Source organism: Oryzisolibacter sp. LB2S, from assembly GCF_040732315.1.
Lineage (GTDB): Bacteria > Pseudomonadota > Gammaproteobacteria > Burkholderiales > Burkholderiaceae_C > Alicycliphilus > Alicycliphilus soli.
On record NZ_CP160388.1, the window covers coordinates 2,486,296 to 2,505,780 of the forward strand.

The window sequence follows — 19,485 nt, forward strand, 5'->3', positions numbered from 1 at the left end:
CTCCGGCCACACAGCGCAACCGGATGGAGGCAGTCTCAGAAAACGAAGCTCCGCTGCTCAGGGACGTTTTGCATCCCCATCAAAACGTCCCTTCTCAAGCGGCGGTAGTTGTGCTAGGCGGCGATAGCCGCCGCGCATCAACGCATTGCCCCGGCGCACCATGCGACGCACGCGGGCACGCAAGTCGCCGTCGGCGTGCCAGTCGGCCGCCACGGCGTCGGCACCGAACAGGCCCTCGGCCACCTCGCGCAAGGACGCGCCCGCCAGGGTCGCGTCGAGCGCCTGCAGGGTGTGCAGCTCCAGCATCGCTGCCGGTGCTGGCCGGGGCCTGGCGGTGGCCAGCGTCGCGCTGCGCGTAGGCGCAGCAGCGCCACCGCCACTTCCGCGATTGGCATAGGCGACAGCCATGCCGTCTTCCAGGCCGGGCGCCAGCGCGAAGCGCGCGCAATGGCCGGGGCTGCGCGCGATCAGCGCCAGCCCTTTGCCGTCATGCAGCAATTGTTTGTGGCCAGGGATGTGCCAGAACGTGAAGGTCAGCGCATCGGGTGGCGGGTCGGCATCGGGATGGAGCTGAACTACGGCATCGTGGCCGGGAAGCCAGGCCGGATGCGCGTCGCGCGCATCCAGGGCCGGGTCTTCCAGCAAGCGCAAGCCCCAGCGAAGTGCCGCCTGTTGCGTGGCCTGATGTGTTTGCGACCGGCGACGGTGGCGCAGCCAGTCGAGCCGGTAGTCGGGATGACGGCGCAGGTACTCCCAGGCCAGTGCGAGCGTGTCCAGGCACAAGATGTAGAGGTACGCGGCGGTCGGATACCAGTGCGCGATATGGTGTGGATTGACCATGACGCCAGCTCCCGTCGAATTGCAGGAACGTCGTCACGGGCATTCAGAACGGAGCTACCGCGTCCACATCAAAACATCGTCCGAGTCTGTTTATTAAGCTGTAACATCAAGTGTCAAAGACCGATTGGCTCCGGGGTATTGCGCAATGCGTCCGAATACGACGGCCACGCAGTCCAAGAACGTCACGCGGCACAAATCAAGGTGCCGTAGCCAGCGCCAAAGATCGTGACCGTTTCCGTCTCAAAGCCTCGGCTTCATGCAAGAGTGCGAATTGAGACCGGACAAATCCGAATTGCGACGGAAATAGTCTCAATACGTCCGGCTGCGCCAGAACACGAACGGCTTAATCGACAATGCCGCCGTTTTCCTGCATCAGCCGCAGGTATTCCGACAAAGGCCGCACCGCCTGGAAATACCGATCCCGCATCACGGGCTGCTGGCGCGGCCCGACGATGGATGCCAGGTCGGACAGCTTCACGGTGCCCAGCTCGGGCATCCCCAGGCCTAGGTCGATCAGGCCGTAGGCCGTATCGCCGTCTGCCGGGTCGAGCGAAGCGAGCCGCCAGGTGAGGTGCGCGTCCGGGGTGAACAGGCGTACCACGGGCAGCGGGTCGCCGGCCTGACCGTCGGCACGGGCTTGACCGTGGGCCAGCAGGCGCTGGCGCTCGTCCTCGGTGATGAGTGGCTTCATGGCGGTCTATTCCCAATTCACAAATCCGCCCAAGCGTGAAAACGCAAAGCCGCATCGGCGGATTTGAGAAAAAGCACGATTGTGATTTCGTGGCTTTGCGCCTTTGTGGAAATCCGCAGAGGCACGGATGCGTATTTCCGTAAAAACACAAAACAGTGAGGCGTTGATGAAAGAGTTAAAGATAACGTGGTTTTAATTGTGCTGCGACTCGACGCTTCTGTCCATGCAGAAGCGATCCATCCAGCGCGGCCGACCGGCCGGCGCCACCACCTACGATGCCGAGTTGGCGCAAGCCTTCGGCGCGGCGGTGCGCGCGTTGCGGACGGAACGCGGCATCGCGCAGGAGTCGCTGGCGCACCTGGCCGGTGTCGAGCGTTCGCACATGGGCAAGGTCGAGCGTGGCGAGCACATGCCCACGCTGGCGATCATCTTCAAGATCGCCAGCGCGCTCGAATGCAGCACGGCCGTGCTGATGAGCGAGGCTGAAAGCCAGCTCGCAGCGGCGGCCCAGCAGCCGTAGGCGCTGGCCGGGTCGATCCGGCGCCGCCGGTTCGGTGGTATCGAGGGGCGCCAAGCCCAGCGCGGCGGGGATAGCCCGCAGGGGCTTTCCCTCGGAGGCAAGCGAAGCGCGCAGCGCCGCAGGCGCGAAGGCGTGAGGGATTGGAGCCGGATGGCCGTGACGGCAAAGACGGCACGGGGCGTAGCCCGTAAAGCCCGGCGGTGCATCGCACCGACACGCCATGTCCTGACTGCAACCGTAGACGCCATATCCAGACAGGGAAACGCAGCCCGATATGGGGCACTGCCTGCGGCGGCTGCGTTCGGGACGAACGAACAGCGCAGCGCCCCGCCGTGTAGCGGGGCGCTGCGGGCGGCGGTTACGCCGCCTGGGGCTTGCTGCGCGACCAGATCAGGTCGTGCGTGCCGTTCTCGCCTTCGATCAGGCGGGCGTAGACAGTGGACGGGAACGAAGGATCGTCGAGGGTCACGGAGATGTACTCCCGCCCGGCCTCACTGGTCTTCTTCCACGCCGCGCCGATGTCGTGGCTGGCGGCCTGCAGGCGGAAGTCAGGGGCCTTCTCGTTGTCGCCCTTGTCGTTGGGCACCAGCTTGACCTTGACGTTGAGCGTCAGGGTGCGAAGCGTGCCGGTGAAGCCGTCTTTGTCTGCGGTGAAGGTGCCGATGTTGGCCATGATGAAACTCCTTTTGGTGGAACAAGGTTCGCGCCCATCGCGTCCTTGTTGTGATCCGGCCGGCGGGGGACGGGCTGGCTGCACCGCTTGCGGTCGAAACGCAGTGGAGAGCCGGGAGGCGAAAAGAATTTGTCCCGCGAGGAATCTGCGCAGCAGAGGGGAAATTGTTTTCGCTGGACGGTTGCAGCCATGAAGCCCGAGGCGCAGCCGCGCCACCGCCAGGATTCACAACAACACAAGGACGCCTTGGGCCGAACCGCACCGCAAGGAGATAGGGCCGGCTCGGCATCCCCGCACGAAGGCTGCTCCGGCTCGCCCGCTGACGCGGGCCAAGTCAACCACCCAATGACAAGCGAGAACGCCCCCACCGCACCTTGCGGCGCCGGTGTTGAGGCGTGGCGTGGAAGCTCCATAGCGATGCCGGGCGGGTTGTCCGTGAACCGTCCTTCGTGGACGTGATGGGTACGAACTGCCAGCGTTGAGGACGGCACGCATTTGCACAACCTGCCGCAGCAAGTGCCAGCGTGTTCGCCAGCGCCCCGTCCATCGCGGCGGGGCGCTGGCCGGGCCGATCCGGCGCAGCCGGTTCGGCGGTATCGAGGGGCGCCAAGCGTCGCGCGGCGGGGATAGTCCGCAGGGCTTTCCCCGGAGGCAAGCGAAGCGCGCAGCGCCGCAGGCGCGAAGGCGTGAGGGATTGAAGCCGAATGGCCGTGACGACACAGACGGCACGGGGCGCAGCCCGAAAGCCCGGCGGCGCTTGCGCCGACACGCCCAAAACAACCAGCATCGGGCACCATAGAGCTTTCGGAATCAGTGCCAGCGTATAGCAGACAACAACTCCAACACGTTTAACGATGACTCAGACACTTTGCCCATATGCCCTGACGCCGCTCGCATCGGGAGAAAGCAACGACGAGCACATACTTCCCGTGGCTCTGGGGGCTCCCGCCAGCTTCACGGTTCGCGCGCTAGCCGCTGAAAACAGTCGGATGAATGACCTCATCGACGAGCCGACAGTCAACGATCCGATGGTTCGTTTTTTGGCTATGTCTCAGGGAGTGGTCTCCCGGTCTGGCAACGTCAAAGCAGCCGTGAATGGAACTGTCCACGGTAGCGGCGAGGATGTGAGAGCTACGTTCTCGCAGAACGGTCTGGATCTGAAGTTCCATCAGCCAGTGGACACCGACAGCGAGGGGCGAGTGATCGGTGTTCGCGGCTTTGGTGATGCAGCCCGACAGATGGCGAACCAAATTGCAGCGAACTACGCAAAGAAGGGCATCGCCGTCGAACTTGGGGCAGAAACAAGCCAGGGACAGCCTCAACTGAACATGCGGCTGGTCGCCGACATGCTCATGATCCGGCGGCAACTGTTCAAAATCGCCTATCTCACGACAGTGAAAATCTTCGGTGACGAGGCAATCACAGGGCCAAGTGGTCAGCAGCTACGGGCTGCGATGATGGCCGAGAGTGATGAGGCTCTGGCTCGCACCAAGATTGCCGGCGCCGCGTTCCAGCCGCTACCGCCCGGGTTTGCTCGTTCTGCAAGACACGCTGAACATGCCATCACCTGTGCCGTCATGCCCAGCGTTGGTGTGGTGACTTCCGTTGATCTGTTCGGGTGCTTCACCCTATTTGCGGTGACACCTGCGGTTGGAATCTTTGCCGATGAAGGAACGGGCGAGGTAATCACGATTGACGCCTCCAGCTCGAAGCTCATGAGCCACCCATACCTGGAGGCGCTGCCAGGGCTGGTGGCAGCCTCCTTCCGGGGCTGACACCTCTAACGCCGCCGCCTGAGCTACAGCGAAGGCGGCGGCGTTCTGGTTCGGCTGTTGGCCTTGAACACCGGGCGCGGCCACTGCCGCGCCCGGATTTTGCTGTTCACCGCGCCCAGGGCGGAACCGGCCTGGGCGCGGTGCTGGTCGGGTCATTCCTTCGTCTCGATGAGCCGCCACACAACGCAAAGCGCCCCGGTCGAGGCCGGGGCGCTTGCTGTCGGCGCGGGTCAAGCGGCCAGCGCCAAGGCGGTTTCATCCGCCATTGCCTCGGCATCCTTCGGGGCATCCTGCGCCTGCGCTTCCTCCGGCACAGCTTCCGGGCCTTCGGCCTTGAAGATGGCAGGCATCCAGCCGGTGCCATCGGCCAGCCGCTCGGCTTCGCTGGCAATATCGGCCTTCTTCAGTTTCGCCAGCCGGTTGATGGAGTCCGGCGCGTACTCGCCCACGGCTTGCAGAATCACGGCCTTGGGAACGTGCTTGAAGTAGCCTTCTGCGGTCGGCTGCCACCATGCAGCCATATCGAGGCCCACGGCCTGCGCCAGTTCCGCGCCGGGTTGGTGCGGCGTGGCGCGGGGCATCACCACGTCCACCGTGGAGGCCACGCACACGGCCAGCAGCTTGACGAGTTCGTCTTGCGACTTCGCCAGCAGCGCGGCGAACAGTTCGGTGCTGTCCTGCGGCAAGGCTTCGCCCGCCACCTGTTGCAACTCGCGCAGCGCCACGGCAGCAGGCGATTCCGGCCAGTCCGGGGCCATGCCTTCCAGCCGGTCTTGCACTTTCAGGCTCACGCCCAGCGGCAACGCATCATGACGGGGGCCGTAGTGGCTTTCCTGCAAGACGGTCTGCACCATGCCATGCACCAGCGCGGCCAGCGCCACTTGCGGATGCCGGGCGACTTCGATTTGCAGCGCGGCGGTACGGTGGGCGCTCAACCGCTGCGCCAGCCGGTCGGACATGGCGGCGGTCTTGGGCTGCCCCTCGCTGTCTCCGTCTTCGCCTTCGTCGTCGCTCTCGGCATCCTCACTGTTGATTTCCATGCAAAGCTGACCCACCATTTCCATCGAATCTTGACCCACCCTGGTTCGTGAGCTTCACGCTCACGTTGTGGATAAGTTCTTGGCCGCCTTCTCCTTTCTGGTGGTCTGTGGTGATTGCTGTGCGGAGCTGTTCTTGAACCTGTAGCTGTCGTTGCCGGTTTCCAGAATATGGCAGTGATGCGTGAGCCGGTCCAGCAGCGCCGTGGTCATCTTGGCATCTCCGAACACATTGGCCCACTCGCTAAAGCTCAGGTTGGTGGTGATCACGACGCTCGTGCGCTCGTACAGCTTGGACAGCAGGTGGAACAGCAAAGCTCCTCCTGACGTACTGAACGGCAGGTAGCCCAGCTCATCCAGGATCACCAGGTCAGCATAGGCCAGGCGGTGCGCGATCTGCCCCGGCTTGCCCTGGGCCTTCTCCTCTTCCAGTGCATTGACCAGCTCCACCGTGGAGAAGAACCGCACCCTGCGGTGATGGTGCTCAATGGCTTGCACCCCGAGGGCCGTGGCAATGTGGGTCTTGCCCGTACCCGGTCCACCCACCAGCACCACGTTGTTGGCGTTCTCCAAGAATTCGCAGCGGTGCAACTGGCGTACCAGTGCCTCGTTAACCTCGCTGTGGCTGAAGTCAAAGCCCGCTAGGTCCCGGTATGCAGGGAACCTGGCCACCTTGATCTGGTAGGCCACCGAGCGCACTTCGCGCTCGGCGGTCTCGGCTTTGAGCAGTTGGGACAGGATGGGCTGTGCGGCGTCGAAGGCCGGTGCACCTTGCTCGGCCAGCTCCGCAACCGCCTGGGCCATGCCGTGCATCTTGAGCTCGCGCAGCATGATCACGATAGAAGCGATGGCAGGGTCATGACGCATAGCGCACCTCCCTCAATTGGTCGTAACGACGCACATTGGCTTGGGGTTCCACCGCCAGCTTGAGGGCCTGCGGCGATGTGACCGGTGCTGGAGCGGGCTTGCCGTCCAGCAAGCGGTGCAGCACGTTCAGGATGTGCGTCTTGCTGGCAGCCCCTGACTCCAGTGCCAACTCCACTGCAGCGAGCACAGCCTGTTCATCGTGGTGCAGCACGAGAGCCAGTACCTCCACCATCTCCCGGTCGCCGCCGGGTTGCTTGAGCAAGGTGGCCTGCAGTCGCTTGAAGGCCGCTGGTAGCTCCAGGAATGGGGCGCCGTTGCGCAAAGCTCCTGGTTTGCGCTGCAGCACCGCCAGGTAGTGGCGCCAGTCATAGACGGTCTGCCCAGCGCCATGGTGGTTGCGCTCGATCAGGCGCTGGTGTTCACAGATGATCTGGCCTTCGGCAGCGACCACCAGGCGATCGGCATAGACCCGCAGGCTCACCGGTCGATTGGCATACGGCGCCGGCACGCTGTAGCGATTGCGCTCGAAGTGGACCAAGCAGGTGGGTGAGACGCGCTTGGTGTGCTCCACAAAGCCATCGAAGGGCCGGGGCATCGGCATCAAGGTTGCCTTCTCTTGAGCCCAGACATCCGCGACGGTGCCCGGCAGCTTGCCGTGCTCGATCTCGTGCCACAGCGCCACGCAGCGCTCTTCAAGCCAGGCATTGAGATCGGACAGGCTTAGGAATGGCGGCACCACCTGCCACAGGCGATGGCGGGCATCGCGCACGTTCTTCTCCACTTGGCCCTTCTCCCAGCCCGACGCCGGATTGCAGAACTCGGCCTCGAACAGGAAGTGGCTGACCATGGCCGCAAAGCGCGCATTGACGTCGCGCTCTTTGCCACGGCGCACCCGGTCTACAGCGGTGCGCATGTTGTCGTAGATGCCTCGACGGGGCACGCCACCCAGGACTACGAATGCATGGTTGTGGGCATCGAACAGCATCTCGTGCGTCTGCAGGGGGTAGGCGCGCAGGTAGAACGCTCGGCTGTGGCTGAGCTTGAAGTGGGCTACCTGCAGCTTGGTGCGCACGCCAGCGAGAACAGCCCAGTCCTCGCTCCAGTCGAACTGGAAGGCCTCACCCGGGCCGAAGGTCAGGGGAACGAAGGTGCCGCGGCCAGTGGTCTGCTGGGCCACAAGGCGCTGCTCGTGCCAGAGGCGGGCGAAGGCCGCCACACGGTTGTAGGAGCCGCCATAACCGAGCGCCTGCAGATCCAGGTACATCTGCTTGATGGTGCGCCGCTGCTTGCGGGATCGGCCAGCTTCCGTCTTGAGCCAGCCGGCGAGCTTCAAGGCGAAGGGATCTAGCTTGGATGGACTGACCCGCTTGGCATAGTGCGGCTCGGCCTCGCCTGCGCGCAGGTACTTGCGGATGGTGTTGCGCGAGAGGCCCGTGCGGCGGGCGATCTCCCTGATGGACAGCTGCTCTCGCAGGGCCCAGCGCCTGATGACACTCAGTGTTGCCACGTCTATCACTCCTGGTCTCCTGCTGCTCAACAAAGCAGCAGGTTAGGGTTAGTACGTGGGTCAGGTTTGGATGGAAATCCTGGGGGTTAGTGGGTCACTTCTGCGTGGAAATCAACAGCATGGCTTCGCGCTGCACGTTCTCGGTGAGGCTGGCGGTGCGGGCCGTACCGTCGGCCACTTGCAAGCAAGGCACCTCCCAATCCTTGGCGATGCGGTGCTTTTTCGCCAGCAGCTTCAAAGCTGCGAGGCGTCGGCCACCGGCCACGACTTCGTAATGCTCGCCATCGCTGGCGGGGATGACGATCAGGTTTTGCAGCAGGCCCACGCGCTGGATGGATGCGGCCAGCTCGGGGATGGACATGCGCGAGGTCTTGCGCACGTTGCGGCCCGTGGGGCGCAGCACCAGCCGCGACAGCGGAACCAGAATCAGGTTCTTGGTCGGGTCGGCAGCTTCCAGCGGGATTGCGGCGGCGGCATTGACGGCGCGGGCTTCGGTGTAGGTGATGGCGTTCATGGTGGTTCTCCAATCGAGTGAAACAAGGGAATGGAGGGGAAACCGCCCCTCCTGCGGGGGACGGGTCAGGCTTTCAACTGGCGCAGGCCATCGGCCAGCATCCAGAGGGCGCGATTGAGGCGCACATCGGAATCAATGCCTTGCACGGGGCGGGTTTGCTGGCGACGTCCGTTGGAGCTGCGCCCGGACAGGCCGCCCTTGGTCAAGTTCTCCTGCGTGCGGTTGAACACGCTCCACAGGTCGGGGCGGCGGTCTTCAAACCGGCGCGGCATCAGAATCTGGCTTTCGGTGATGGGCGCGGGCTTGTTCGGGTCGTCGTACTTGAGGGCCAGCGCGGCGCGGGCAAACACCTCGGCCTCGCCTTCGTCCAGCGTGATGGCGCGCATGGCATCGCGGGAATCGCGCACACGGTCGAAACCGCGCAGCACCTCAAAAGCGCCTTCGATGACTTGGCCCGCCACGTCGCCTTTGTGGGGGACGCGCACATCGGCCACGGTGTCGCCGCAGACAAGGCCATTGCTACAAACAAATCTGAATTGGCCCGCCAGCATCTGGTAACTGCTGGTGCCATCGTGCGAGTTCAGCAGGATGATTTCGTTGGCTTCCGCGCCGTTGATCTGGCTGGCATGGCGCAGGCGCAGCATGTGTTTCGTGTGCTCGCGCTTGCCTTCATCGCGCACACGGGTTTGCGTCACCATGAAGGGCTGAAACCCTTCCTTGCGAAGCTCGGTCAACACTGCCGCCGTGGGGATATAGGCGTACCGCTGCGAACGGCTCTCATGCGGGGCATCCGCAAAGATGGACGGCGCTACACGGTGAATCTGGTCATCCGACAGGGGATAGTCGGAACGCAGCGCGGGGGAATGGGAAGCGAAACGGGAAGCGAGTTGCATGGTCTTTCTCCTGACAAAAAGAGGTTTGCTGTTCACGCACACCGGATTCCAAGATTCGGAGCCCAGCCTTTGTGGCTGTTCGGTGCGGTCGGCACGAGGAACCCGGTTGGCCCTGTTGCCACCGTCTTTCCTGAGTTCATCGCCCGCGACGGTCAGGAGCGCGCGGACGGGGGCCGTCAAGGAGAAAAGCGCAGGGTTGGTGCGGCCCGCAGGCGCAGCCGAGGACACGGCCCTGCGCGCCTTGATGGCACACGGGAGCGGGCTACAGTCGCGGACAAGGTGATGAAGTCAGGGGAGACGGCTGGACAAGGCAACAGGCACCTTCCACGCCGACCGCACGGCAAGCGAAGCGCGCAGGCCCGGATCTGGAAGCCGGGCCGGAGGCGTCAGCCGAGCGGAGCGAGGGAACGATGGAAGCCCGACAGGGGCGAGACGCCGCAGGCGGCTCGATGCGCAGCACGACAGCGCGACCGGCCATCTCCCAGGTGGCCGGGGACGCCCAGACTTCAAATCCGAATGGACAACAGGGTCAGGACGAGCGCACGCAAGGCATCGTGGATCTGCTGCGGATGCTGTCTGGCCGATCCGGCGCAGCCGGGTCGGCGGTGTTCAGGGGCGCCAAGCCTGTGCGGCGGGGATAGCCCGCAGGGCTTTCCCCTGGAGGCAAGCGAAGTGCGCAGCGCCACAGGCGCGAAGGTATCGACGCCGGGCGCAGCAAAAAGAAAGGTGCGCCGCCCCCGCAGGGACGACGCACCGAAGGCAGCGCGGCGCGATCAGCTCGCCGCCGGCGCCGTCATCGACTGCAACTGGTCGATCACGCCAGGCTCTACGAACACGCAAGCCTGCCTGTCCTCGATCGGCACGTTGAACACCTGGGCGAACACCGTGCGCCGCAGGTGCGCCAGCCGACCCGTGCGATACGCCTGCTCGGGCTTCATGCGCCCGCCAGCCTGCGAGCCGCTGCGCTGCGGATCGCATTCGACCAGCGCGACAAAGCCGTCATCGGACAGCTTCTGATGCTCGGGGCACAGGCCCCAGCCTGTCGCCGTGTGACGCTCCATGCTTGCGCGCAGGCGCTTGTCCAGCAGGATCGCGCCGGTATCGAACGCCGTGCCGCAGACCAGGCAAACGTGCTGTTCGAGGGAAACGTGTGATTTGTCATTCATGACTGCTCTCCGGTTGCAAGGGCGGAATTGCCCGGAACCGTCGAAGTCACGGCGCAGCGCAGCAGTCAGGGGGCGCAGCCGGCCGCCAGGACGCAAGCGCGCACCAGCGCGCGCCGCCCTTGACGGCAAGACCGCCGTGATACGGTGAAGGGACACAGCAAGACCGCCCCCTCACCACTACCTCTGCACACGGGGTTTGCGGCAAGCGGAGCGCGCAGGCCCTCACTGGCCGGAGGCGTCAGGGATCAAAGCCGAATGGCCGCGACTCGGAACGAGGCGCGGGGCGCAGCCCGCGAGCCCGACGGCGGTACGCCGGGACGCTCGGATGCTTATAGAGGGAAGATTTTCTGTATCTGAATTGTCGTACCAGTGATACGACAATCGACCTGCTTAACGCGCACAAGCCATCACATTGAATGCTAGAAGGATGGCTTGACTGATCGCGTGAACCAATGAGGATTGAGTTACCACCCTCTCATCTTGAAAATTCGACCGTGATCCCCCTCATCGTGCAGCGTGACGACGATTTCACTTGCTGTAAAAACAGGGGCATCATCTTCTGCTCGTACTGGCAAATCGGAGTCAATCAACGTGATGACCGGCTGCAACCCTAAATCTGCATAGCGACGTACAACCGTCAGCAAGTTCTCTTTCTTTCGGTCGTCCAGCGACTCCAACACTCCGTCGTGATAGACAAAACGCGGAAACTTCTCGCCCAGGTGCGCTCGCAGCACGGCCATATCGAAGGCAACGCACAGCAGCTTGCGGTATGTATGCCCCAGGTCAGCACTGGTGGCGTTACCTGATCCATCGAGAATTTCCGCTTTGAAGTCCAGATGACCTACCTGGTTGATCGCCACGCTCAACAGCGCCTTGCGATCAATGACTTCCTCAACAATCTCGCTGAAGAAAACGCGAATCGTGGAGAACAGGCTTGCCTGATCGGAGTTCTGCTTGTCCACGTCGGCTTCAATCCGTGCCTGCAAATGGTCACGCTCTTCCGTCAAGGATCGAATCTCTGTACGCAACTCCTGGAGGCGATGCAAATGGCCTTTCTGATGCTCCAACGATGTGATGTCCGCGCGTAATGTCACCATCTCATCCGAGAGCTGCTTGTACTTGGTGAAAACATCCGTCCCGCTCAGAAAGGAGAGCATTTCCGAACGCTTTTTCCCTAGCACATTCAGCTCTGCACTCACCCGCTTCAACTCTCCTTCGATTTCCGCAAATTCTTCCTGGAGGTAGCCGCGGCGCTCATCCGTGATAGCCCGATTGAAAGCGATCAACTGCTGGAAATCCTTCTTGATCTGCCCTTGGAACAACACGCCAGCTTCGCCAAACAACCTCTGCGCCTCATCGGGACTGAAAAGAATTTGATCTTCCTGCAACGATGCCTGCACCTTCTTCCTATTTTGACTCAAGGAATAGCGTTCCGAATTCAGCGCCGCGATTCGCTCATCGACTTCATCAACCACCTTCTTGGTGCGATCCTTGTCTTGGGCACGAAAATCGAAAGCATCCAGCAGCACTTGCTTCTTCTCTGCGTCCTTTTGCTTAAGCAGAAGAATGCCTTCAATTTTGCTGATGTCCTCGACCGAACCTCCTAGTTCATTTTTAATGGTTTGCGCTGTCTCCTGTTTTTTGGCAAGTTCGTGCTCTTTCGCATAGTGGTCAGCGATGAGCTTGGCGTCAAAGCCCAGAAGATGTGCAAGAAATGGCTTCCAGTCAGCATGTTTGGAGGCGAACTTGCGAAGTTGGAAAACCTCACGAAAATCCTCTTGCGACCGAAGCAGGTAACCAAGCGCCTTGCGGTAAGACCACGGTTTGAGAGCACGCCAGTCGAGCAGGCCGTCAAGCAGTTCGCGTGCACGTTCAAAAGGAACGTCCCGATGCCCCCATTCCGCGAGCGCCAACGCCGACAAATCTTGGTGGCCTGCTTCATGCTGCTTGAAGGCGATCTTGGTTGCGTCCTCTACGCTGCGTCGGATCGTGATGAAAGAACCATCCTCCAGTTCAATTTCAAGGAAAAAGACGAAATCCTTGAACAAGTCAAAATGCTTGAAAAGGAAGAACTTAGGGTCTTTGCCAGCCAGGAAGCCGAAGTCCAAAAGACGCCCCAGCGTGGTCTTCCCAAGATTGTGGGTGTCCTTGTTTCGATTCTCCGGCAGTCGGATTTCAGCCATGACGACATTCAGCCCAGGAGCAAAGTCCACGGGCTCGAACACATCCGGCTTGTTGGAATAGAGTTTAGATAGCTTCATTTGGCCCCACGTATTCCACTGCGTCAGTCTTGGGGCGATATTCAACCAAGCCCATTAGATAAAGAAAATTGAGCGCAGGCAGGAAAAGCACGTCGCCACCCACAACGTGCTTCTTTGCAAATTTGCGCAGTACATCGTACTCATCGACGCGACGATCTTTCAGCCGCGACAGGAGCAGCAGAGAAACATTAATGACCGTGCGATCAGGGTGTGAGTGTTTGGTTGGCCGCAGCATCATCCACCTCCCCAATATCGCAGTTCCAATACATGTAGAAAAGAATGGCTCGCGTCAGTCGCTTGTGGGCGTGCTGCCGAAGAACCGGGTCACGATTGAACAGCAGATCCACCAGATACTCCATGATCTCGTCGAAGGTCTGGTAGTCCTTGCGCTTCGCAAGGATCTTGAGCTGAAACTCATCGACCACAGATTCGTACATGCGCAGCAATTCGATGTTCTCTGGTGCAGCCAGGAAAGTACGAATTTGCGCCGTTTCCTTAAGGTATTTACGCCGCTGCTCCTTCGCATACGCTGCCGTCATATTGTTGAGCGTGTTCTTTTCCTCATACGTCACGCGCACGGTGGGCGGGTCGTCGAGTAACGCCGTGAGGCCATCCTTCTGACGTGCTAGCGCCTGGACAACCTCTGCAAGATCATCTGGACTGACAATCAGCGGTGAGTCCACCGCATCCAAATTCGCCTCCTGGGCTACTTCTGGAAAGCGTTTCAGCCACAGTTCTAGTTGTTCCAGGCCGCAAAGATAGATAGACGAAGCAGGGACGCCGCATTCGGCGGCGATGTGGTCACGGATTTCTGTCTCGGAATTGCCGGTCAGGCGGCGATTCGCAAACAGCATGTAGTGGTCGAGTTGCTTGGCATCGCGCAGTTTCTTGATGCGTGGTACTTCTTTGCCGACCACCGTGTTGCTGCTAGATGTGCTGTAGAAATCCAGTTCCGAAAAGCTGCGGTTGTACCCGTTGGTATGCTTGGCCTGAACAATGACTGTGCCTACCCACGGGGCGGCCTTGCTGGGGTGCAGTTCCGCCGTGCCGACGAATTTTGCGTCACGCCCGCCATCCGGCCCTTTTGCGAATCCCTGAACGGCGATACCGAGCAAGCGTTGGCACAAGAGCACGATCAGCACCTCAAACTGATCGTCGCTCAAATCTTCATAAGCAAACTTCATTCTCCCCATCCCCCTCTATGCAGACCCCACCGACTCATGCGGCAACCGTAATGCACGCCGAATGAGTACGCTGCGCAGGCTGCACCACAATCTCCACACGCTGATCCAGTGACACCAGTGCCTGCATCAGCCGTTCCAGTGAAATGTTCTGGAGCTTGTAGCGGCGGACTTGGGACACTTTTGGTTGAGTCATGCCCGTGATCGCAGCAGTCTCCGTCTGGCTCAGGCCGCGATGGTCAATCAATTCATTGAGCTTGAGCGCGAGCGCTGCCTTTGCCGAAAGCTCTTCAGCATCGTCAAAGCCCAAATCTCGCAGCACGTTGTCAGTGCCTTGCGAATGGTCACTACGCTTCATCGTTTATCTCCCGCTCGTCTTGTGACGGGCCAGCACGGCCTTCAACCGCTTCTCGATCAGTTCCACGTCCGGCTGCGGTGTGGCGATGCCGGACTTAGACTTCTTCTGGAACGCATGTAGTACATGTACCGCATCGCCCATCTTCACTGTATAGACCGCCCGGAAGGTATCGCTCCGGTGGTCTTCCACCAATTCATACACACCGGGGCCCAACCCCTTCCAGGGCTTTGCCGAATGTGGCGTGCTGCCCAACTGGACGATGAACAACGCCACACCCATGTCCTTCTGTACGTCGATGGGAAACTTCTTGAAGTCCTTCTTCGAGGAGCCTTCCCAGTACAGCATCTTGCGCTTCTGAATCATGATTATATCCGTTCGGGTATGAATCGCAAGAAGTTGGCTTAGGTAGTCGCTGTTTCCACCGGATCAGTTCGCCGTGCCCCGGTGATGGCTTGACGCCGGCTGGCCACCAGCTCGGCTGCATCGCGCACGGGCTTGTCCTCGGTATGGACGTAGTGCATGAACTGCGCGACGGTCTTGTGCTGGGTCAGTTCCATGCCGACCTTGATAGGCACACCCGAATTGGCAATGTCCGTCGCCGAGCGGTGGCGGATGCCATGCGTTCCGACGTGCGGGACGCCGGCGGCCTTGAGCACCCGGCACCAGCCGCCATAGTGTTCGCCGAAGGTCAGGTGCCGGGTCGGGTCGTTGGGCGACGGCAGGACATACGGACTGCCTTCCCGACGCGGCGCCGTCGAAAGCAGCCGATAGGCTTCCGCGCTCATGGGCTTGGACATGCCGCCGGTCTTGCTGTCAGGCCACATCACACGCCGGTTTGCGAGGTCGATCCAGTCCCATTCGAGCGTGCAGATTTCGGAGCGGCGGCCCGCGAACTCGAATTGCAGGCGGATCGCCAGCGGAATGACGTAGTTCTCCAGCCCCTCCGCCTCCAGCGTCTCCAACTGGCGAAAGATCAGCACCATTTCATCGTCCACGATGAGGCGGGTCTTCTTGCCGGGCGGATACATCGGAACATGGCGGCACGGGTTGGTGCCGTCCGGGCGGAAGCCCCACACCTCGGCCAGGTTGAACATCTTGCGCAGGATGGCGAAGCCCTTGTTCGCCTCGGTGGGCTTGTAGGAGAGCTTTTCCATGTACCCGGCAATGTCGGGGCGCTTCACGTCAGCCACCTTCTTGCGGCCCAGCATCGGGACAATGCATCGGTCGATGACCGCCTGATAGCCGCGCCAAGTGCTGGGCTTGTTGCGCTTCTTGGAGTAGTCCTCCATGAACTTCTTGCACAGCTCGGCCATCGTGGGCGCCTTGCGCGCCTCGGCCTTGGCGCCACCAGGATCGCCACCCCGGCGAACCTCGGCCAGCCAGGCCTGCGCCATGACGCGGGCCTGCTCCACAGTCAGTTCGCCGAACAGGCCCAGGGCGGGCTTGCGTCGCTCGCCCGCGTTCGTGCGGTACTGGAGCATGAACACGCGGCGGCCCGCCGGTGTAATCTTGCACAGGAAGCCGGGCACCACGGTGTCCCGCAGTTCGACGGCCTGCGCCTGGGGTTGCGCCGTCTCGACGGCGGTCTTGGTGAGCTTGATCTTTGCCATGATGACTCCTTGGAAGACCCGATTTCCAAGAGCCACATGGGAGCCATGAGAGCGGAAGCCGGGTCAGGTTTCGGAAAGCACCGGCATATAATGGACGCGCGTAAGTTATTGATAAACCTGCTGTATCGGGCTACAGCGCAGTCCAGCGAAATGTCGGGCTGGAGTCATCGTGAAACAAAAAAACCGCCTTGCGGCGGCTCCTTTGGTGGCCCGTGCGTGCGCCCATCGAACGCCACAGACCGGCGGCGATCAGCCCAGGGACTTCTGGTAGTTGGCAACGCCGTCCACGATTTCCTTGTGCGCGGCGTCGATGCCGTCCCAGCCCAGCACCTTGACCCACTTGCCCTCCTCGAGGTCCTTGTAGTGCTCGAAGAAATGGCTGATGGCCTTCAGGCGCATGGGGTTCACGTCCTCCACGGTCTTCCAGTTCTCGTACATCTTGAGGATCTTGGTCGTGGGCACGGCGAGCACCTTGCCGTCGATGCCGGCCTCATCCTCCATCTTCAGGATGCCAAGCGCGCGGCAGGGCACGACCACGCCGGGCAGCAGCGGGTACGGCGTGATCACCAGCACGTCCACCGGGTCACCGTCACCCGACAGGGTCTGGGGGATGTAGCCGTAGTTGCACGGGTAGTACATGGCCACGGTCAGGAAGCGGTCCACGAAGACGGCGCCGGACTCCTTGTCCACCTCGTACTTGACGGGGTCGGCTTCCGCGGGAATCTCGACGACCACGTTGAAGGTTTCGGGGATGTTCTTGCCGGGCTTGACGTTGTTCAGCGACATGGTTGGGGATTGTGGTGGTTGATCTGCGTGACTCCCGCGCCGTTGCGGCGGATGGACCGGCGGCCTGGGATTAACCCTGGATTTTAGGCCCAGGCTGCTTGCAGCCAGCTTGCAGTGCAGCATTTGGCGGTAAATTGACTTCGTTGGCCAATCGTCTCCAGCGCTTCAGCCCGCAAGCGGCAGCGGCATGACGAGGAAGCAACGCAGGGGGAAGCACCACCGCCCGCGTTGCGCTTCCCGTCCGAGCACAACCAATGATGGAGATAACGAATGGCTGGTTCCACCTCAGCACTGACTGCCCCTCTCATCCTGGCTCTGGTTTGCGGACTCGTTGCCGTGGCCTACGGCATCTGGGCCCGCAGCTGGATTCTGTCGAAGGACGCGGGCAACGCCCGCATGCAGGAGATCGCCGGCGCCATACAGACCGGCGCCGCGGCCTATCTGGCGCGCCAGTACAAGACCATCGCCCTGGTGGGCGTGGTGCTGGCCGTGCTCATAGGCCTGTTCCTGGACACGCGCACGGCGATCGGCTTCGTCATCGGGGCCCTGCTCTCGGGTGCCTGCGGCTTCATCGGCATGAACGTCTCGGTGCGCGCCAACGTGCGCACGGCCCAGGCGGCCACGCAGGGCATGGGGCCGGCGCTCGATGTGGCGTTTCGCGGCGGGGCGATCACCGGCATGCTGGTGGTGGGACTGGGCCTGTTGGGCGTGACCGGCTTTGCCTGGTTTCTGCTCGGCCAGGCGGGGGCGAACGCGGCGCTGTCGGCCACGCTCAATCCGCTGATCGGCTTTGCCTTCGGCTCGTCGCTGATTTCCATCTTCGCGCGTCTGGGCGGCGGCATCTTCACCAAGGGCGCCGACGTGGGCGCCGACCTCGTGGGCAAGGTGGAGGCCGGCATCCCCGAGGACGACCCGCGCAACCCTGCCGTGATTGCCGACAACGTGGGCGACAACGTGGGTGACTGCGCCGGCATGGCGGCCGACCTGTTCGAGACCTATGCCGTCACACTCATCGCCACCATGGTGCTGGGGGCGCTGCTGGTGGCGGCCGCGCCCGCGGCGGCCGTGGCCTATCCGCTGGCGCTGGGTGCGGTGTCCATCGTGGCCAGCATCATCGGCTGCTTCTTCGTCAAGGCCAGCCCGGGCATGAAGAACGTCATGCCGGCGCTCTACAAGGGCCTGGCCATCGCCGGTCTGCTGTCGCTCGTCGCCTTCTGGTTCGTGACCAGCTGGGTGATCCCGGACAACGCGCTCGGCGGCTCGGGCGCGCAGATGCGGCTGTTCGGTGCCTGCGCCACGGGCCTGGTGCTGACCGCGGCGCTGGTCTGGATCACCGAGTTTTACACCGGCACGCAGTATTCGCCCGTGCGCCACATCGCCCAGGCCTCCACCACGGGCCATGGCACCAACATCATCGCCGGGCTGGGCGTATCCATGCGCTCCACAGCCTGGCCGGTGCTCTTCGTCTGCGCGGCCATCATCGTCTCCTACATGCTCGCCGGGCTGTACGGCGTGGCCGTGGCCGCCATGTCCATGCTCAGCATGGCGGGCATCGTGGTGGCGCTGGACGCCTATGGGCCCATCACCGACAACGCCGGCGGCATTGCCGAGATGAGCGAGCTGCCCAGCAGCGTGCGCGACATCACCGACCCGCTGGACGCCGTGGGCAACACCACCAAGGCCGTGACCAAGGGCTATGCCATCGGCTCGGCGGGCCTGGCCGCGCTGGTGCTGTTTGCCGACTACACGCACAAGCTCGACAGCTACGGCGTTGCCGTGAAGTTCGACCTGTCCGACCCCATGGTGATCGTGGGCCTGTTCATCGGCGGCCTCATCCCCTACCTGTTCGGCGCCATGGCCATGGAGGCCGTGGGGCGCGCGGCCGGCAGCGTGGTGGTCGAGGTGCGGCGCCAGTTCGCCGAGATCAAGGGCATCATGGAAGGCCGCGCCAAGCCCGAGTACGGCCGCGCCGTGGACATGCTGACGGGCGCCGCCATCAAGGAGATGATCGTCCCCAGCCTGCTGCCCGTGGCCGTGCCCATCGTCGTGGGCCTGCTGCTGGGCCCCAAGGCGCTCGGCGGCCTGCTCATGGGCACCATCGTCACCGGGCTGTTCGTGGCGATCAGCATGTGCACCGGCGGCGGCGCCTGGGACAACGCCAAAAAATACATCGAGGACGGCCACCACGGCGGCAAGGGCAGCGAGGCGCACAAGGCCGCCGTCACCGGCGACACCGTGGGCGACCCCTACAAGGACACGGCGGGCCCGGCAGTGAACCCGCTCATCAAGATCATCAACATCGTCGCCCTGCTCATCGTGCCGCTGGTGGTGGGCATGCATGGCGGGGGGCGGAGCGCCGACGCGGCCGCCCCTGCGGCAGTGATCGCACCGGCCGCCATGGCGGACGACGCGGCCTCCGTGGTCGTCGAGGCAGACAAGGTGCTGTTCTACTTTGCCACCGGCAAGGCCGACCCCCATCCCGACGGCGGGCGGGCGCTGGCCGCCATCGTGAGTGGCGTGAATGCGGGCAGGAAGGCCGTGATCAGCGGCTATGTCGACAGCACCGGCAGCGCCGCGGCCAACGCCGAGGTCGCCAGGCGCCGCGCCGAGGCCGTGGCTGCGCTGCTCAAGGGCCTGGGCGTGGCCGACGAGCAGATACAGCTGCAAAAGCCCGAGGACATCCAGGCCGGCAGCGGCCCGCAGGCGCGCCGCGTCGAGGTGACGCTGCAGTAGGCCTGCCCTGGCCGCCACGGTCGTGCATGCCCGCCCGCCGGCGGGCATTTTCTGTGCGGCGCGGGCATCCCAC

The 19,485-nt window shown here is 62.8% G+C and carries 17 protein-coding genes and 2 pseudogenes; 3 read left to right on the forward strand and 16 right to left on the reverse strand.

Annotation, left to right across the window (positions count from 1 at the left end; translation table 11 throughout):
- Window positions 1–57: 57 nt before the first annotated feature.
- Together ABUE11_RS11770 and ABUE11_RS11775 are read right to left on the reverse strand one after the other, a co-directional pair.
- Window positions 58–840 (reverse strand): DUF2285 domain-containing protein, encoded by a 783-nt coding sequence (locus ABUE11_RS11770; RefSeq protein WP_063598488.1) that lies wholly within the window; start codon window positions 838–840, stop codon window positions 58–60.
- A 343-nt stretch (window positions 841–1,183) separates the two neighbouring features.
- Window positions 1,184–1,531: a DUF2958 domain-containing protein gene (locus ABUE11_RS11775; RefSeq protein ID WP_063598487.1), complete on the reverse strand. Its 348-nt coding sequence runs from the start codon at window positions 1,529–1,531 to the stop codon at window positions 1,184–1,186.
- Between the two features lie 223 nt (window positions 1,532–1,754).
- On the opposite strand from ABUE11_RS11775, the gene ABUE11_RS11780 reads away from it, so the two are divergent.
- Window positions 1,755–2,051 (forward strand): helix-turn-helix transcriptional regulator, encoded by a 297-nt coding sequence (locus ABUE11_RS11780; RefSeq protein ID WP_063598486.1) that lies wholly within the window; start codon window positions 1,755–1,757, stop codon window positions 2,049–2,051.
- A 358-nt stretch (window positions 2,052–2,409) separates the two neighbouring features.
- Here ABUE11_RS11780 and ABUE11_RS11785 read toward each other — a convergent pair whose 3' ends face one another.
- On the reverse strand, window positions 2,410–2,724 hold the full coding sequence (locus ABUE11_RS11785; protein ID WP_063598485.1) for a DUF736 domain-containing protein: 315 nt from the start codon (window positions 2,722–2,724) through the stop codon (window positions 2,410–2,412).
- Window positions 2,725–3,713: 989 nt separating this feature from the next.
- Here ABUE11_RS11785 and ABUE11_RS11790 point away from each other — a divergent pair.
- The gene (locus ABUE11_RS11790) at window positions 3,714–4,499 is read left to right on the forward strand and encodes a hypothetical protein (RefSeq protein WP_155739997.1); all 786 of its coding nucleotides are present in this window, start codon (window positions 3,714–3,716) and stop codon (window positions 4,497–4,499) included.
- Between the two features lie 230 nt (window positions 4,500–4,729).
- Here ABUE11_RS11790 and ABUE11_RS11795 read toward each other — a convergent pair.
- The 13 genes and pseudogenes from ABUE11_RS11795 to ppa form a co-directional block, all read right to left on the reverse strand.
- A pseudogene (locus ABUE11_RS11795) lies at window positions 4,730–5,521 on the reverse strand (chromosome partitioning protein ParB); the annotation flags it as partial.
- A gap of 78 nt (window positions 5,522–5,599) precedes the next feature.
- Complete coding sequence (gene istB, locus ABUE11_RS11800) at window positions 5,600–6,403, reverse strand: IS21-like element helper ATPase IstB (RefSeq protein WP_367065472.1); 804 nt, start codon at window positions 6,401–6,403, stop codon at window positions 5,600–5,602.
- Complete coding sequence (istA, locus tag ABUE11_RS11805; RefSeq protein WP_367065473.1) at window positions 6,393–7,919, reverse strand: IS21 family transposase; 1,527 nt, start codon at window positions 7,917–7,919, stop codon at window positions 6,393–6,395. The genes istB and istA overlap by 11 nt, the downstream gene beginning before the upstream one ends.
- A 109-nt stretch (window positions 7,920–8,028) precedes the next feature.
- A pseudogene (locus tag ABUE11_RS11810) lies at window positions 8,029–8,424 on the reverse strand (ParB/Srx family N-terminal domain-containing protein); the annotation flags it as partial.
- A 65-nt stretch (window positions 8,425–8,489) separates the two neighbouring features.
- Window positions 8,490–9,317, reverse strand: coding sequence for a DUF932 domain-containing protein (locus ABUE11_RS11815; protein WP_063598482.1), 828 nt, complete (start codon window positions 9,315–9,317; stop codon window positions 8,490–8,492).
- Between the two features lie 773 nt (window positions 9,318–10,090).
- A complete protein-coding gene (locus ABUE11_RS11820) occupies window positions 10,091–10,483 on the reverse strand; it encodes a hypothetical protein (protein ID WP_063598481.1) in 393 nt (130 codons plus the stop codon).
- Window positions 10,484–10,947: 464 nt separating this feature from the next.
- Window positions 10,948–12,744 carry a DUF2326 domain-containing protein gene (locus ABUE11_RS11825; protein WP_063598480.1) on the reverse strand — a complete coding sequence of 599 codons (1,797 nt, stop codon included), beginning with the start codon at window positions 12,742–12,744 and terminating at the stop codon, window positions 10,948–10,950.
- Window positions 12,731–12,979, reverse strand: coding sequence for an ABC-three component system middle component 8 (locus tag ABUE11_RS11830; RefSeq protein ID WP_012249080.1), 249 nt, complete (start codon window positions 12,977–12,979; stop codon window positions 12,731–12,733). The genes ABUE11_RS11825 and ABUE11_RS11830 overlap by 14 nt, the downstream gene beginning before the upstream one ends.
- Window positions 12,948–13,928: an ABC-three component system protein gene (locus ABUE11_RS11835; protein ID WP_063598479.1), complete on the reverse strand. Its 981-nt coding sequence runs from the start codon at window positions 13,926–13,928 to the stop codon at window positions 12,948–12,950. The genes ABUE11_RS11830 and ABUE11_RS11835 overlap by 32 nt, the downstream gene beginning before the upstream one ends.
- 34 nt (window positions 13,929–13,962) lie before the next feature.
- Entirely contained in the window at window positions 13,963–14,283 is a 321-nt protein-coding gene (locus tag ABUE11_RS11840) for a helix-turn-helix domain-containing protein (protein ID WP_063598478.1), read from the reverse strand.
- Window positions 14,284–14,286: 3 nt separating this feature from the next.
- Window positions 14,287–14,646, reverse strand: coding sequence for a type II toxin-antitoxin system RelE/ParE family toxin (locus ABUE11_RS11845; RefSeq protein ID WP_063598477.1), 360 nt, complete (start codon window positions 14,644–14,646; stop codon window positions 14,287–14,289).
- Window positions 14,647–14,684: 38 nt separating this feature from the next.
- On the reverse strand, window positions 14,685–15,893 hold the full coding sequence (locus tag ABUE11_RS11850; protein WP_063598476.1) for a site-specific integrase: 1,209 nt from the start codon (window positions 15,891–15,893) through the stop codon (window positions 14,685–14,687).
- Between the two features lie 249 nt (window positions 15,894–16,142).
- Complete coding sequence (ppa, locus tag ABUE11_RS11855; RefSeq protein WP_367065474.1) at window positions 16,143–16,679, reverse strand: inorganic diphosphatase; 537 nt, start codon at window positions 16,677–16,679, stop codon at window positions 16,143–16,145.
- 270 nt (window positions 16,680–16,949) lie between these two features.
- Here ppa and ABUE11_RS11860 point away from each other — a divergent pair, with 270 nt between their 5' ends.
- On the forward strand, window positions 16,950–19,412 hold the full coding sequence (locus ABUE11_RS11860) for a sodium-translocating pyrophosphatase (RefSeq protein WP_367065475.1): 2,463 nt from the start codon (window positions 16,950–16,952) through the stop codon (window positions 19,410–19,412).
- Window positions 19,413–19,485 lie beyond the last annotated feature (73 nt).